Genomic DNA, 16,076 nt, shown 5'->3' with positions numbered 1-16,076 from the left:
TTAGCGGTATAATAAGTTTTTATAATCACGTTTTATTCACTACTTTTGCACGATGTTTTTTAAATATATGAGAACGAGCCTTTTAATTCTATTTGTAAGTTTGTCTTTTATCTCCTGCAGTGAATACCAACAGGTATTACGCGGTGATGATACTGCACGTAAATTTTCTATGGCAGATTCTTTATACGAACTTGGAAAACATAAGAAAGCGTTACAGCTTATGGAGCAAATTGTTCCTGCTTATCGTGGGAAGCCTCAAGCTGAGAAGCTAATGTTCATGTATGCCAATACATTCTACAATATGGAAGACTATTATTTGGCAGGCTATCAATTTGAACGTTTCGAAACTTCGTACCCAAAAAGTGATAGTGTAGAAATTGCATCCTACCGTTCGGCAAAGAGCTATTATGAGTTATCACCACGTTATTCATTAGACCAAAACGATACCGATACGGCATTAGAGAAACTACAGGGTTTTATAAACAAATACCCAAATTCTGAATATCGTATAGGAGTCAATGAATTGGTTTCCGAATTACGTTACAAAAAAGAAAATAAAGAGTATGAAGTTGCTAAACAGTACCTTCGTATTTCAGATTATAAGGCAGCCATTGCAGCATTTGATAATTTTATTGCAGATAATCCAGGGTCACAATTTAGAAAAGAGGCTTTCTTTGGAAGATTGGATGCAGCCTATCAATTAGCTATTAATAGTGTTCCGTCTAAAGTAGAAGAACGTTTGGTTACGGCACAAGGATATTATAATAGTTTTGCAAAATATTATAAAGAAACCGACCTTAAAGCAGATGCTGATAAGATTTCCGAAGACATTCAGGAACGGTTGAACACAAATAAAGAAACTACAAGTTTAAAATAGGATTATGAGCGATATTAAAAATTCTGAAGCACCTATCAATACTACAACTATTGATAAAAATTTGATTGATGCACCTACTGATAATATCTATGAGGCTATCTCTATTGTTTCCAAAAGAGCAATACAGATAAATGGTGATATCAAAAAAGAATTGCTTGAAAAATTAGATGAGTTTGCTACTTACAACGATAGTTTGGAGGAAATTTTTGAAAACAAAGAACAGATCGAAGTTTCTAAGTTTTATGAAAAATTACCAAAACCACATGCGTTGGCAATACAGGAATGGTTAGAGAACAAGATCTACTATCGTAATACCCAAGACGAAGAAATCGAAAAGTAATAAAATGTCTGTGCTAAGCGGTAAAAAAATATTACTGGGCGTAACTGCCGGTATTGCCGCTTATAAGTCGGCTTTTTTAGTTCGGTTGCTGGTAAAGGAGGGCGCAAAGGTTAAGGTTGTAATGACACCTTCCGCCAAAGAGTTTGTAACTCCTTTAACGCTTTCCACTCTTTCAAAAAATGAAGTCTTTTCTTCCTTTACCAATGAAGAAAATGAAAATGCCCAATGGAATAACCATGTTGAGTTAGCCCTTTGGGCTGATTTGTTTTTGATCGCTCCCGCCACGGCCAATACCTTATCCAAGATGGCAAGTGGCACCAGTGACAACTTGCTTTTGGCGTGTTACCTTTCTGCTAAATGCCCTGTGTACTATGCTCCTGCAATGGATCTGGATATGTATAAACACCCCACTACACAACAGACTTTTGACGCTTTGGAAGGTTTCGGAAATATTCAAATTCCCGCTGCTTATGGAGAATTGGCAAGTGGTTTGGTTGGTCAGGGCAGAATGGCTGAACCCGAAGACATTATTACATTTTTAGAAAAAGATATACTAAGATCGTTACCACTACGTGGAAAAAAAATCATGATCACGGCAGGCCCTACTTATGAAGCAATTGATCCGGTGCGTTTTATTGGTAATCATTCCAGTGGAAAAATGGGGTATGCACTTGCAGAAGCTTCTGCGAATCTGGGAGCCGAAGTATTACTTATTTCCGGGCCGTCCAATTTACAAATATTACATAATTATGTTGAGGTAATTCGAGTGACCTCTGCAAAAGAAATGTACGATGCTACTCATAAAAAATTTAAAGATTGTGATGTGGCTATATTAAGTGCAGCAGTTGCCGACTATCGCCCTAAACAGGTAGCCGATCAGAAAATAAAAAAGAAAGAAGGCTCGTTAACACTTCAACTGGAAAAAACCGATGATATTTTAGCCTCACTGGGAGATATCAAACAAGAACAATTGTTGGTGGGTTTTGCATTAGAGACCGAAAATGAGTTGGAAAATGCAAAAACAAAACTCAAAAAAAAGAATTTAGATTTAATTGTATTAAATTCGCTTAATGATAAAGGTGCCGGCTTTAAAACCGACACTAATAAAATAACTTTGATTACTAAAGACAATAAAGTGATACCTTTTTCGGTTAAACCCAAGACAGAGGTAGCAAACGATATTTTAAAACATATTATACAACAACTCCATGCGTAGATTATTTCTTATTTTTTCATTTTTAGTAGCAGTATATTCTGTAGACGCACAAGAGCTTAACTGTACCTTAACTATTGACGCAGAGCAAACAGGGCAGCCTAACCAACAAGTATTTAGAACCTTAGAACAACAACTCACAGAGTTTATAAACAATACGAAATGGACCGATGGGGTGTATAAGAATCAAGAACGCATAGATTGTAATATGTCCATTATTATAAGTGAATATAGTGGAGATTCTTTTTCGGCAACACTTCAGATTCAGTCTTCCAGAACTATTTTTGATTCTACTTATGACAGTCCGGTGTATAATTACAATGACAGACAATTCAATTTTAAGTATACTGAATTTCAACCTCTGAATTTTAATATCAATTCTTTCGATTCTAACTTAATTTCGGTAATTGCATACCATGTATATACCATTATTGCTTTGGATGCCGATACCTACGAACCTGATGGAGGTAAAGCGTATTTTGAAGTCGCCAAACAAATTGTAAATACAGCAGCATCCAGTAATTTTAAGGGGTGGAGGCCGGCAGATGGAGCACAATCACGTTACCGTTATAATGATGCAATGTTGTCTTCTGTATATAAAGAATTTCATACTGCTTTGTATGATTATCACCGCCAGGGCTTGGATCTAATGAGTCAAAACCAAAGAGAAGCAAAACTTAAAATCATAGATGCTATTACCAGGCTCAAGGGGATTAATGACCGCAGACCTAATTCATTCTTATTGCGCACCTTTTTTGACGCTAAGAGTGATGAAATCCAGGCTATTTTTAGTGGAGGACCTAAAGTAGATATTGCTTCTCTAATTGATAACCTCAATAGAATGGCTCCTACCAAGCGGGGTAGCTGGACCGAGATCAAGTTTTAAATAACACATCTTTTTTTCTTGCAGGAGTTGCAAAACTCTTATACTTTAGAAGCTACAATAACTAAAGTATTTTGTACGACTAAATTTTATTTGTGATTACAACTCTTGCCATAAAAAACTATGCCTTAATTGATGATATTCGTGTGGATTTTAGCACGGGGTTGACCATTATTACAGGAGAGACGGGTGCAGGTAAATCTATTTTATTAGGTGCATTGGCATTGGTTTTAGGAAAGCGTGCGGATATTGGTAGTGTGAAAGATGCTACAAAAAAATGCATTATTGAAGCTGAGTTTACCATTGACCATTATTATTTACAACCAATTTTCAGTGAAAATGATCTGGATTATGAACCGCATACTATTTTGCGTCGTGAAATCCTTCCCAGTGGAAAATCCAGGGCTTTTGTAAATGATACTCCGGTTACTTTGGGGCAACTTCAGGCCTTAGCTCCTCATTTGGTAGATATTCATAGTCAGCATGAAACCTTAGCATTGTTTTCTGAAACATTTCAGATGGAAGTTATTGATACTCTTGCTGATAACTCTAGTTTGCTTAGGACTTATAAACAGCAATTAGAAACTTATAATGACCTTTCACGGACACTTTTGGAAGCAAAGAATACAAAGGAGAACGCTACGCGTGAATTAGACTATAATACTTTTTTATACACCGAATTAAAGGAAGCTAAATTAGAAACTCTGAACCAAGATGAGTTGGAAGAAATCTATGAGAGACTTAACAATACTGAAGAAATACAGGAATCGCTTTCAAAGATCATTCAATTATTTTCTGAAGAACAAATAGGAACCTTAGATACAGCGAAGGAAACCAGAATCACGTTAGGAAAACTACGTACGTTTTCTTCAGAATTTGATATGCTTTGGGATCGTTTGAATAGTGTGATCATTGAATTGGAAGACATTCAGGAATCAATTGAAGATACAATTTTAAAAGTTGAAGCAGACCCTCAAAAATTATTAGAGACCAACGATAAATTACAGATGCTGTATAAGCTCCAAAAGAAACATTCCATGAATACTGTGGAAGAATTATTGGCAATACAGAAAGATCTGGAAACAAAAATTGATAAAACGTTGCACCAGGATGAACGAATAGCATTGCTGGAAAAGCAGCTATTGGATAGTAAAGAAATCGCTTTGCAAACTGCAAATCAATTATATGAGAAACGAAAAAAGACTATTCCGCAATTAAAAGAAAAACTAGAGGCCTTTTTAGGCGAATTAGGATTGCCCAATGCGAAATTCAAGTTTGAATTAACGCTTTCAGAATCTTTCAGAAAAACTGGAACAGATACTTTAGAATTGCTTTTTACAGCTAATAAAGGCTTGCCATTTGGCTCTTTAAAGAAGATTGCTTCAGGAGGAGAGCTAAGTAGAATCATGCTGGCAATAAAGGCAGTCCTGGCAAAGTATAAGAAACTTCCAACCATTATTTTTGATGAAATTGACACGGGAGTTTCGGGAGAGATTGCACACAAAATGGCAACGATTTTAAATACCATGAGTAGTTCCACACAATTATTCAGTATTACACATTTACCGCAGATAGCTGCCAAAGGCGCACATCATATAAAAGTTTACAAAGAAGACAGTGGAGCTGTTACGGCCACGCGATTAAAAATATTGAATGATGACGAACGCATTGTTGAAATAGCACAAATGATAGGTGGAAACAAAATGACAGATTCTGCCATTGCACACGCAAAAGAATTATTGAATTAAGTGTATCTTTGCACTCTAAATACATACTAATCTAAGCACTTTATAAATGGCATATAATTTATTGAAAGGAAAAAGAGGGATTATTTTTGGAGCGTTGGATGAGAACTCCATAGCGTGGAAAACTGCTGAAAGAGTTCACGAAGAAGGTGGTAAATTTGTTCTTACCAATGCACCTATTGCTATGAGAATGGGGCAAATAAACACTTTAGCTGAAAAAACAGGATCGGAAATTATTCCTGCAGATGCAACCAGTCTTGAAGATTTAGAAAACCTCGTAGAAAAAGCGACAGAAATATTGGGAGGAAAACTCGATTTTGTATTGCATTCTATTGGAATGTCTGTAAATGTTAGAAAAGGGAAGCATTACACAGATCAAAACTATGATTGGACCCATAAAGGGTGGGATGTTTCGGCAGTTTCTTTTCATAAAACCATGAACGTTTTGTATAAGAAAGATGCCATGAATGAATGGGGAAGTGTTGTGGCCTTAACATATATGGCTGCGCAGCGTGTGTTCCCGGATTATAACGATATGGCAGATAACAAAGCTTACTTAGAGTCTATTGCAAGAAGTTTTGGTTATTTCTTTGGAAAGGATAAAAAGGTACGCGTAAATACTATTTCACAGTCACCAACACCAACTACAGCCGGACAGGGAGTAAAAGGCTTTGATGGATTTATAGCGTATGCCGAAAAGATGTCTCCACTTGGAAATGCAACTGCTCTGGATTGTGCAAATTATACGGTGACTCTATTTAGTGACCTCACCAAAAGAGTAACCTTACAAAATCTATATAATGACGGTGGATTTTCTAATATGGGAGTGAGTAATGAAGTAATGGAATCTTTTATGGAAAAAGAATAACTTCCCGTTTTAAAAAACACATTAAAACCTGCTTTCTGACTTGCTTAGAGGCAGGTTTTTATGTTCTAAAAAAAACTTACACGCCTTCATCGAAAAAAGCAGCAAGCTTATCGAAATATTTTTGGTGATACCGCATTTTTTGGATACATTTAGACGAATATTAACTAATCTCTTTTTAAATTATGAAAAAACTTACTTTTCTAGGGTGCTTATTGTTTTGCTTTGCTTTGACAATGAGTGCTCAACGTCAGACATCATCAACGATGGATGATTTATTAAACCGATATTCCCAGCTTGGGGATAAAACAGGAAATGTTTCTGACTATTTTACTACCTCAGAACAACAAATGCTGAGTGATCATTTTAACAATCAGGAATTACCAATTCCTTCCCCTCAAGTAGCTGAATTGTTGGATAGATTGGAAGCTGCCGGAAATTCTGCTTTGGTAGAGCCGCAAAATCTATTTAATGATTATGAAAGAGGCCTTTTACAAGAATATTATTCAAATGCCTATCCGTCTAATGGTGCCATGAGAGCTCCGGGAGATGTTTGGGTTCTTAATGTAAGAGCAGCATGTGGCCAGGAGTTTGGTACTTTTCCTTTGGGAGGACCATATACAATTAATCCTATTGTTGTAAATGCTTCAGGAATTTTCGCAGGAGAATTTGACGGCAACGGAGTTTTATATGGTGTAAACTTTGATATTTTATCACTGGTTACTATAGATCAAGTTACTGGTGCCGAAACAACTGTAGGTCCACTAACTAATATGGTAGGTACTCCTAGTGGTTTGGCCTGGAATGAAGCTAACGGTACTATGTATGCTGCCAGTACAGATGGAGCAGTTAGTACCATCTATACGATAGATCTAACAACTGGAACTTGTACCGTTATTGGAGATACTGGTAATACATTAGGAATTTGGTTGGCAATTGATCCGGCAGGAAATGCTTTCATGGCGGATATTGGAGATGATAATCTTTATTCAATTGATCTAACCACTGGAGCCGGAACACTTGTAGGGCCTCTTGGAATAGATATTTCTTTTGCTCAGGATGCAGATTTTGACCCTGACACAGGAACTTTATATATGGGAGCTTATATTGGTGGAGGTGTTAATTTCTGGGCATCTGTAGATACTACAACCGGAACAGCTACTACTTTAGGTACAGTGAATGCCGATTGTGCTGAAATAGGTATTGCCGCTATCGAAGGAACTCCAGTTGTAACTGGTCCTTCTCTTGCTTATGCAGTTGAAAATGCAACTTCTATGAATGGAACTTTTATGACGGATACACCGGCAACATTTACTCCTATAGCTGCTTCAATACCGGTTGGGCCTGATTTTGAAGGAGCAGGAGCTGTTGATCCATATGACCCAACTACAGCATATGTGGTTGTTAACAACGGAGATTTCTTTAGCCTGGATCTAGCTTCAGGTGTTTATACCTCTCTTGGGAACGTAGGTGTTTTAGATTTTACAGGTTTAGAATTCAGCCCTGATAACGGTCTTTTATATGGAGTTACACTAACAGAACTTTATACAATCAACCCTGGATCTGTAACTGCTACACTAGTAGGAAGTACAGGTATGACGGTAGCTATTGCGCTTGCCATAGATGGTGATGGAAATGGATACTCTTATGATATTACTGACGATAATTTTTACAGCATTGACCTAAGTACGGGGGCAGCAACTGTTGTTGGACCAGTTGGTTTTGATGCTGCATTTGGCCAGGGTATGGCTTGGGACGGTAATACCGATACGATCTATATGACAGCGTTTAACAATGGTATTTTTGACTCGGAGTTACGTACCGTTGATCCTGCTACCGGAGCAACTACTTTAATAGGACAAATGGAACCGGGCTCACTTACACAGTATGCTTGGGTTGTTCTTCCTGCTCCTGCTTTAGTTAATGATGCCTGTGAAGATGCCAGACCTGTTTTCTGTGGATCTACTATATTAGGAGATACTACTACCAATACGGACCAGGGAGGTGCTAATGCTTCTCCAGATGCATGGTTCAGTTTTACCGGTTCGGGTACTTCAGAGTTAGTTACCGTTTCACTTTGTGACGGAGGGACAGCTTATGATTCCAGATTAACAGTTTATAATTCTTGTGGCGGATTAGTGATTACCGAAAATGATGATTTCTGTGGTGTACAATCTGAATTGAAATTTGTGTCAGATGGTTCTACGACCTATTATATCGCAGTGGAAGGATTTGATACTCCGGATGCCGGTGCATTTAGCCTGGCTATCACTTGTGACGTGCCATTGATTAATGATATCTGTCAGGATGCGCTTCCAATTAGTTGTGGAGAGACTGTTTCGGGAACTACTATCAATGCAACAGACGATGCTTATCTAGCTCCTGATTGTGGTACTGCTACAGTAACCACTCCTGGAGTTTGGTATGTATATGAAGATACTACCGGATTAGTTACAGATATTACAGTTAGTTTGTGTAATGGCTCTACAGCTTTTGACACTAAGCTTTCTGTATTTACAGGAGATTGTAATACGCCACCATTAACGTGTGTAGACGGAAATGATGATGCTTGTGGAACTGGAGGACTTGTTTCTGAAGTATCTTTCCAAAGTGATGGTAACTCTACATACCTGATTTTAGTTCACGGATTTGGAGGCCAGACAGGAGATTTCGATTTAGACATGACTTGTATCCCGGTACCTCCACCAAATGACGATATTGCAAACTCTATTGATGTAGACGAGATTGGATGTCCTTTCACAGATCCAGCTGTGCCTATGCCTGCTGCAACTACAGAAGGTGGTAATCCAACAGATTGTAATATAGACGGAGCTAATGGAGTATGGTATAATATCACTCCGGATGCAGATGGAGAAATTACTGCAACTATAACTACTCCTGCCGGAGCAAGTTTTGTGAATTTCTTTACTGCACCAAATGAGAATGCTGTTGAAACAGACCTTGTTTTAGTAGACTGGTGGAACAACCAGTGTGGACCTGCAACCTCTACAACGATACCTGTTGTGGCTGGACAGGCTTACTATATCTTTGTGGTGAACACAGGAGGAATTACAGATATTGAAATCACTTGTGATCTACTTGGTATAGATGATAATATCATTGAAGGGTTTAGCTATTATCCAAACCCTGCTGATGAGACTATCAGCTTAAGTGCTGCAGATACTATTGAAAAAGTAGTAGTATATAATATGTTAGGTCAAAAAATGATTGACCAGGCTATTGATGCTGCAACTTCTCAGGTAAATGTTGCTAACTTGGCAACTGGAACTTATATCATGCAAGTTACAGTGAATGGTCAGGTAGGATCATACCATATCATTAAGAAGTAATTTTTTTCATATTTATTTTAAAGCCACTCCGATTACTATCGGGGTGGCTTTTTTTTTGATTAACTTTGCCGGATGAATCTTCACTTCTCTTTTATCATCCCGGTATACAACCGTCCTGAGGAAATAAAGGAACTTTTAGAGAGTTTTACAAAGCTGAATTATGGGAATCCTTATGAGATTGTGATCGTAGAGGACGGATCCACAAACACATCAGAGGATATGGTCGCTCGGTTTTGGGACCAGCTAGAAATTTCCTATTATTTTAAGAAAAATTCAGGCCCTGGAGACTCCAGAAATTTTGGAATGCAAAAAGCAAAAGGGAACTACTTCATTATTTTAGATTCAGATTGTCTGTTACCTCCACACTACCTTACAACGGTAGCAGATTTTCTAACTAAAAATTATCACGACTGTTATGGTGGTGCAGATGCTGCGCACAGCAGTTTCACAAAACTTCAGAAAGCTATTAATTATGTAATGACCTCATTTCTTACTACGGGGGGAATACGTGGCAGTGAGAAAAGCGTTAGCCGTTTTGAGCCAAGAAGTTTTAATATGGGAATTTCAAAAAAGGCCTTTCTGGATACCGGCGGCTTTTCAAAAATTCATCCGGGAGAAGACCCGGACCTATCGCATAGAATACTGGAAACAGGTTACTCAACCACTTTCCTGCCGAATGCTTATGTATATCATAAAAGGCGAATTTCCTGGAAAAAGTTTTATGTACAGGTTAAAAAATTCGGGTTGGTTCGCCCCATATTAAACTTATGGCACCCTAAATCTTCAAAACTCACTTATTGGTTACCTTCTTTATTTGTGCTATATACTATAGTTTCGGTCATAGCTGCGATATTCATTAATTGGACGGTATTGCTTCCAATAATTTTGTATGTTGTTGTATTGTTTGTTGATTCAAGTTATAAAAATAGAAGTATGGTTATAGGCGTACTATCTGTAATCGCTTTTTTTGTACAGTTTTTTGGATATGGCTCAGCATTCCTTATATCGAGTTTTTATATTCAGTTTTTAAAAAGAGATCCTGAAAAGCAGTTTCCAAACTTATTTTTTAAGTAATTTTATTGAATACTTATAACAAATGCTATCAAAAAAAAAATATAAGAGTTCCAAAGTAAAATCTTTTCTTCTCTTCCTTCTGCTAGCAATTTTGTTTTGGGCACTTACAAAATTTTCCAGAGAATATACGGCCACCATAAATGCTTCGGTTCATTATAATAATATTCCAAAGAATACAATTTTGGATGAAGAGAACCTAAAAGAGGTTTCTTTTGATGTAACTGCCAATGGTTTCGAATTTTTGATGTATAAACTAAAAGAACCCTCTGTAAAGATTGATGTAAATTCATTTTATAATGAAGAAGTAAAACAGGCAAATATTTCAAAAACTGATTTAGTGAAATTAATAACGAATCAACTTAAAAAAAATATTTCAGTTAAGAATGTATCGATCAATGAGCTTACTGTAGCATTAAATGAAATTGTTTCAAAAATGATTCCTGTACGCGCAAATACAAGTGTTACTTTTAAAGAAGGGTTCAATTCTTTAGACAGCTTAAAGATCACACCGGATTCGGTTTCTGTTTCTGGGCCGGCTTCAGATGTAAAAGAAATAAATTATGCCGAGACCACACCGGTGAGTCTGGAAAATACAGACGAGACTATTAATATAATTGCACCGTTGGCGTTATCTATGAATAAAAAAGTTTCATTTACACCTCAAGAGGTACAATTGCAACTTGAAGTTGTAGAGTTTTCACAAAAGGAAATGTTATTACCTGTAGAGGTAATTAACCTTCCGGAGAATATCACAATAAAACTGATTCCGGAAATGATAAAGGTTGTTTTTAGTATATCTGTAAATGATTTTAAAACAATTACTCAAGATGATTTCAAGCTCATTTGTGATTATACTGCTCGTAATACGGAAGAAAATTTTATGGTACCTAAATTTTTGAAAAAACCGAAGAGTGTACTTAATATTGAGCTTAGTGATAAAAAGATAGACTACCTTATTTTTAAATAAACATTGTGTTTTAAAATTATAGCTTTTGAAAATTGTTGGACTTACAGGGGGGATAGGAAGTGGTAAAACTACTGTGGCAATGCTCTTTAAAGAACTGGGTGTTCCGGTCTATATTGCAGATGATGAAGCAAAAAAGCTTACTAATAAGTCTAAAATAATTAAAAAGAAACTTATTTCGTTATTAGGCAAAAAGGCATATACAAAAGAAGTATTAAATAGAAAGTTTGTTGCCAATAAAATATTTAAGGATTCAGATTTGCTGCAAAAGGTGAATGGAATAATCCACCCAAAAGTTGCGCAACATTTTCAAAGATGGCTCAAAAAACAAGAGGGAGCATATTGTATTAAGGAGGCAGCTATTTTATTTGAGAATGGAGGGTATAAAAATTGTGACCTGACCATACTGGTAACAGCACCTAAAGAAGAACGGATCAAAAGGGTTATGTTACGGGATAAAACAACAAAAGGAGCAATAGAAGAGAGAATGGCCAATCAATGGGAGGATGAAGAAAAAGAAAAATTGGCAGATGTTATCATAAGGAATACTAGTTTGGCAACTACACGAAAACAGGTTAAAAAGATACATTCTTTTCTAATTAAAGAGTGATAGAATCGCGACAAATTCATTTTGTTAACATTTGGTTAAATGGAAAGCCATCTAAATGTTAAAATCTTACTTTTGAAATATGAACAAAAAGCTATTTGCAATCCTTATAGCCTTAATGACGTTATCATTATTGGGTATTATTTTTGTTCAGGGATATTGGATTACCAATTCGTATCAAACAAAAGAGGATCAGTTTACATTTAATGTCCAGCAAACACTTTTGTCTGTATCTAAAAAGATACAGATGCGTGAGATTGAAGACTATTACAACATTTACAGTGGCTATGTGGATAGTATTGATGTTCCGGATAATGTGAATTTTAGCGAATTAATTTATACCACCAGCAACGATAGAAATAATGAGACCTATATATTTTCTGATGGTATTTTGGAAGAAGATTATAAGCTGTCTTCTAATTTTTTGGATACCGAAATAGATTCTATCCGATTTAAAAAAATAACAAATAAAAAAAGCACTACAAAAGTTGTTACAGGTGTAGATGGTAGTGGTATCACATCCGAAACTAAAATAGAATCATTTAGCAGGTTGAAAGATTATGAGCGCAACCAATTTGAAGAAGCTTTCAAGAATATTTCTACCAAAACACCAATTCACAAACGGGTGAGTGGTGCTGAGATTGAGAAAGAACTTACTAAAGAGTTAAGAGGAAGAGGGGTTGCTTCAAAATTTGAATATGCCGTTTACAGCAATAACCTGGCTACAAAAATAAAGTCTAAAAACTTTGAACTAAAGGGTGATACCACTTATGAGGTCCCCTTATTTACAAATGAAGAATTGAAGACAAATTATACGTTATATGTAAATTTTCTGGGAAAAGAAAAAGAGGTTCTCAATTCCATTTTGGGAATGGCGATGCTTTCATTGATTTTTACAAGCGTGATTATACTTGCATATTCCAGTGCTTTATCTCAATTATTCAGGCAACGACAAATTTCACAGATAAAATCTGATTTTATCAATAACATGACACACGAGTTTAAAACTCCAATTGCAACTATAAACCTGGCTCTGGACGCTTTAAAGAATCCAAAGGTAAAGGACGATAAAGAATTCTTAGGCCGTTATCTGGGAATGATACGGGATGAAAACAGGAGAATGCATGCCCAAGTAGAAAATGTCCTGCGTATTTCGAAATTAGAGAAGAACGAACTTGATCTACCAAAAGAAAGATTAAAATTACATGATATTCTGGAGACATCTATTTCGCACGTTGGGCTTATGGTGGAAGATCGCGGAGGCTATATAGAAACACATTTGGGTGCCTTAAAATCTTCTGTTCTCGCTAACGAATCACATTTAACCAATGTGATTGTAAATATTTTGGATAATGCTATTAAATATTCTGAAGAAAGTCCAAAAATTGACATTTATACGGAAAATGTAAAAGATAATATTATTTTAAAAATACGCGATCAGGGGATGGGGATGAGTAAGGCAGTTCAAAAAAGAATATTCGAAAAGTTCTATAGAGAATCGACCGGGGATATTCATAATGTTAAAGGACACGGCCTCGGACTTGCATACGTAAAGCGTATACTTGATGATCATGACGGAGAGATTTATGTAGAAAGTGAAAAAGGGAAGGGGAGCACATTTATTATAAAATTACACTTAATATCTTAAATTATGGAAACTGAAAACAAAAAGATTCTTCTAGTAGAAGACGATCCAAACTTTGGAACGGTACTTAAAGATTATCTTGCAATGAACGACTATCAGGTAACACACGCCAAGAATGGAATGGAAGGCTTTGAAAAATTCAAAAAAGATGATTTTGACCTTTGTATCCTGGATGTAATGATGCCTTATAAAGATGGTTTCACCCTCGCAAAGGAAATTCGTGAAAAGAATGAAGACGTACCCATCATTTTTCTAACTGCAAAAGCAATGAAGGAAGATGTTTTGAAAGGATACAAAGTAGGAGCAGATGATTACCTTAATAAGCCTTTTGACAGTGAAGTGCTTTTAATGAAAATCAAAGCCATCATACAGCGTAAGGCAACAGATTCTATTGCAGATAGCAAACAATTTGAATTTAATGTAGGTAATTTCCATTTGAACTCTAAATTACGTTTCCTTACCTATAAAAAAGAAAGTCCATCCAAACTTTCACCAAAAGAGAATGAATTACTGCGCCTGCTTGCATTACATAAGAATGATCTAATGCCTCGTGAATTAGCATTGACAAAAATATGGAGGGATGATAATTATTTTACCTCTCGTAGTATGGATGTATATATAGCTAAACTTCGTAAGTATTTAAGCAAAGATGATGGTGTGGAAATAATTAATATCCACGGAGAAGGATTTCGTTTGGTAGTGAAAGATGAAGTAGATCAATAATTTGAGTATATAATAAGTGTAAAAAACCCTTGTTAAAGAGCTTTTTCCCCTTTTATGTAAGCAATGATTTCTGAAGCATTTGTAAGATAATCAAACCAGTGAATTGCTTCATTTTTACCAAACCACGTAATTTGCCTTTTGGCGAAACGCCGTGTGTTTTTCTTGATTTCTTCAATGGCTTTTTCCTTGGAGATATTACCGTCAAGATATTGAAAGAGTTCTTTATAGCCTACTGTTTGTAGAGCATTCAAAGTTTTGTATTGAAACAGGCGTTTAGCTTCTTCTATCAAACCTTTGGAGATCATTTGGTCTACACGTTGATTGATACGATTATATATGATCTCTCTTTCAGCTGTTAAGCCAATATATAGTGTTTCAAAATATCGGGTTGACGTGCCTTTTTTCAGAAAAGAAGAGTACGGTTTTCCGGATCCCCTGTATATTTCTAATGCACGAATAAGCCTATGTGCATTGTGTACATCAACTTTTTTAAAATATTCCGGGTCTACTTCGGCGAGTTCTTTTTGTAAAGGTTCAATGCCATTCGTTTCAAATTCGGCATTTAATTGTGTTCTGACCTCTGCCGGAACCTCAGGAAATTCATCCAATCCGTTGACTACAGCATCTATATACAACCCGGAGCCACCAACCATCACTACAATAGGATTCTTCTCAAATAATTCATCAAGTTTCCGAAGGGCCTCTTTCTCAAAATCTCCTACGCTGTAAGGCTCAAAAATACTTTTATTCTGAATGAAGTGATGTGGTACAGCAGCAAGCTCTTCAGTAGAAGGAACTGCGGTACCAATGGACATTTCTTTAAAAAATTGACGTGAATCTGCAGAAATTATTTCAGCAGTAAAGGCCTGTGCAATTTTAATAGCAAGAGAGGTTTTACCTATAGCAGTCGAGCCTACAATACAAATAAGTAATGGTTTTTGAGGTGCCATTAAAATTCATTTTCTTCGGGATGTAATAGTTCACCACATTTATGACAAAACTCTGCATCGTCTCTGTGTTTTGTGGCTCCACAATTATTACATGAAAATGTATTTACATGCACATAATCACTACTTTTCACATATTCTGCACTAACAATACCGGTAGGCACGGCAATGATCCCATATCCTAAGATCATAATAATACTGGCTACAAACTGGCCAAACGGTGTTACAGGTGAGATATCACCATAACCTACAGTAGTAAGGGTTACAATACACCAATAGACACTTTGTGGAATACTTACAAAACCACTTTCTTCACCTTCGATGAGATACATGAGTGTCCCGGAAATTATTGAAATTATTAAAACAGCAAATAAGAAAATAAATATTTTCGCCCTACTGTCTTTTAGTGCTTTTACCAGTTTGTTTGACTCGCCAACATAACGGGTTATTTTTAAAATTCTAAATACCCGCAGTAAACGGAAAGCTCTTACTGTGAGGAGATAACTACTTCCAGCTAAAATAAAGGAAAGATAGAGAGGAATGGTCGACAGAAAATCAATAATTCCGTAGAAACTAAAAATATAATTTGCCGGCTTTTTGATAGTAATGATACGAGCGATGTATTCGAAAGTAAAAAAAATAGTGATGACCCATTCGCCTATATATAATACTTCATGAAATTTCTCATCTATAGTTTTTACGCTCTCCATCATTACAAATACAACACTCAATAAGATCAATATGAGCAAAACAACATCAAACAGTTTTCCTAATGGAGTATCTGCCTCATGGATAATGACGTGTAACTTTTGTCGCCAGGTACTTTTTTTAGTTGGTTCCAAG

The 16,076-nt window shown here is 36.2% G+C and carries 14 protein-coding genes; 12 read left to right on the top strand and 2 right to left on the bottom strand.

Annotation, left to right across the window (positions count from 1 at the left end; translation table 11 throughout):
• Positions 1-67 precede the first annotated feature (67 nt).
• From ACY2RT_RS13415 to ACY2RT_RS13360, 12 genes are all read left to right on the top strand, one after another.
• Positions 68-877: an outer membrane protein assembly factor BamD gene (locus ACY2RT_RS13415; protein WP_490156432.1), complete on the top strand. Its 810-nt coding sequence runs from the start codon at positions 68-70 to the stop codon at positions 875-877.
• 4 nt (positions 878-881) lie between these two features.
• Entirely contained in the window at positions 882-1,217 is a 336-nt protein-coding gene (locus ACY2RT_RS13410; RefSeq protein WP_490156431.1) for a DNA-directed RNA polymerase subunit omega, read from the top strand.
• Positions 1,218-1,221: 4 nt separating this feature from the next.
• Positions 1,222-2,433: a bifunctional phosphopantothenoylcysteine decarboxylase/phosphopantothenate--cysteine ligase CoaBC gene (gene coaBC / locus ACY2RT_RS13405; protein ID WP_490156430.1), complete on the top strand. Its 1,212-nt coding sequence runs from the start codon at positions 1,222-1,224 to the stop codon at positions 2,431-2,433.
• Positions 2,426-3,316, top strand: a complete 891-nt coding sequence (gene porD / locus ACY2RT_RS13400; protein ID WP_490156429.1) for a type IX secretion system protein PorD — start codon at positions 2,426-2,428, stop codon at positions 3,314-3,316. The genes coaBC and porD overlap by 8 nt, the downstream gene beginning before the upstream one ends.
• Positions 3,317-3,408: 92 nt before the next feature.
• Positions 3,409-5,061 carry a DNA repair protein RecN gene (recN, locus tag ACY2RT_RS13395; RefSeq protein WP_490156428.1) on the top strand — a complete coding sequence of 551 codons (1,653 nt, stop codon included), beginning with the start codon at positions 3,409-3,411 and terminating at the stop codon, positions 5,059-5,061.
• 46 nt (positions 5,062-5,107) lie between these two features.
• Positions 5,108-5,926, top strand: a complete 819-nt coding sequence (locus ACY2RT_RS13390; RefSeq protein ID WP_490156427.1) for an enoyl-ACP reductase FabI — start codon at positions 5,108-5,110, stop codon at positions 5,924-5,926.
• Positions 5,927-6,108: 182 nt separating this feature from the next.
• Positions 6,109-9,273: a T9SS type A sorting domain-containing protein gene (locus ACY2RT_RS13385; protein WP_490156426.1), complete on the top strand. Its 3,165-nt coding sequence runs from the start codon at positions 6,109-6,111 to the stop codon at positions 9,271-9,273.
• A gap of 72 nt (positions 9,274-9,345) precedes the next feature.
• The gene (locus ACY2RT_RS13380; protein ID WP_490156425.1) at positions 9,346-10,347 is read left to right on the top strand and encodes a glycosyltransferase family 2 protein; all 1,002 of its coding nucleotides are present in this window, start codon (positions 9,346-9,348) and stop codon (positions 10,345-10,347) included.
• A 22-nt stretch (positions 10,348-10,369) separates the two neighbouring features.
• Entirely contained in the window at positions 10,370-11,314 is a 945-nt protein-coding gene (locus tag ACY2RT_RS13375) for a CdaR family protein (protein WP_490156424.1), read from the top strand.
• Between the two features lie 25 nt (positions 11,315-11,339).
• A complete protein-coding gene (gene coaE / locus ACY2RT_RS13370) occupies positions 11,340-11,921 on the top strand; it encodes a dephospho-CoA kinase (protein ID WP_490156423.1) in 582 nt (193 codons plus the stop codon).
• Between the two features lie 79 nt (positions 11,922-12,000).
• A complete protein-coding gene (locus ACY2RT_RS13365; RefSeq protein WP_490156422.1) occupies positions 12,001-13,566 on the top strand; it encodes a sensor histidine kinase in 1,566 nt (521 codons plus the stop codon).
• A gap of 3 nt (positions 13,567-13,569) precedes the next feature.
• Positions 13,570-14,286 (top strand): response regulator transcription factor, encoded by a 717-nt coding sequence (locus ACY2RT_RS13360; RefSeq protein WP_490156421.1) that lies wholly within the window; start codon positions 13,570-13,572, stop codon positions 14,284-14,286.
• Positions 14,287-14,318: 32 nt separating this feature from the next.
• Here the strand turns inward: ACY2RT_RS13360 and miaA are convergent, their stop codons facing one another.
• Together miaA and ACY2RT_RS13350 are read right to left on the bottom strand one after the other, a co-directional pair.
• On the bottom strand, positions 14,319-15,236 hold the full coding sequence (gene miaA / locus ACY2RT_RS13355; RefSeq protein ID WP_490156420.1) for a tRNA (adenosine(37)-N6)-dimethylallyltransferase MiaA: 918 nt from the start codon (positions 15,234-15,236) through the stop codon (positions 14,319-14,321).
• Positions 15,236-16,075, bottom strand: a complete 840-nt coding sequence (locus ACY2RT_RS13350; protein ID WP_490156419.1) for an ion transporter — start codon at positions 16,073-16,075, stop codon at positions 15,236-15,238. Before ACY2RT_RS13350 ends, miaA begins: the two co-directional genes overlap by 1 nt.
• Between the last annotated feature and the right edge of the window lies 1 nt (position 16,076).

Source organism: Ulvibacter sp. 2210JD10-4, from assembly GCF_058148525.1.
The sequence above is the reverse complement of the archived record's forward strand: the minus strand, read 5'-3'. Positions and strand labels throughout refer to the sequence as shown.

Coding starts and splice junctions, on each gene's coding strand:
- ACY2RT_RS13415 (WP_490156432.1), top strand. CDS start 68: ATGAGAACGAGCCTTTTAATTCTATTTGTAAGTTTGTCTTTTATCTCC.
- ACY2RT_RS13410 (WP_490156431.1), top strand. CDS start 882: ATGAGCGATATTAAAAATTCTGAAGCACCTATCAATACTACAACTATT.
- coaBC (WP_490156430.1), top strand. CDS start 1,222: ATGTCTGTGCTAAGCGGTAAAAAAATATTACTGGGCGTAACTGCCGGT.
- porD (WP_490156429.1), top strand. CDS start 2,426: ATGCGTAGATTATTTCTTATTTTTTCATTTTTAGTAGCAGTATATTCT.
- ACY2RT_RS13390 (WP_490156427.1), top strand. CDS start 5,108: ATGGCATATAATTTATTGAAAGGAAAAAGAGGGATTATTTTTGGAGCG.
- ACY2RT_RS13385 (WP_490156426.1), top strand. CDS start 6,109: ATGAAAAAACTTACTTTTCTAGGGTGCTTATTGTTTTGCTTTGCTTTG.
- ACY2RT_RS13380 (WP_490156425.1), top strand. CDS start 9,346: ATGAATCTTCACTTCTCTTTTATCATCCCGGTATACAACCGTCCTGAG.
- ACY2RT_RS13375 (WP_490156424.1), top strand. CDS start 10,370: ATGCTATCAAAAAAAAAATATAAGAGTTCCAAAGTAAAATCTTTTCTT.
- ACY2RT_RS13365 (WP_490156422.1), top strand. CDS start 12,001: ATGAACAAAAAGCTATTTGCAATCCTTATAGCCTTAATGACGTTATCA.
- ACY2RT_RS13360 (WP_490156421.1), top strand. CDS start 13,570: ATGGAAACTGAAAACAAAAAGATTCTTCTAGTAGAAGACGATCCAAAC.
- miaA (WP_490156420.1), bottom strand. CDS start 15,236: ATGGCACCTCAAAAACCATTACTTATTTGTATTGTAGGCTCGACTGCT.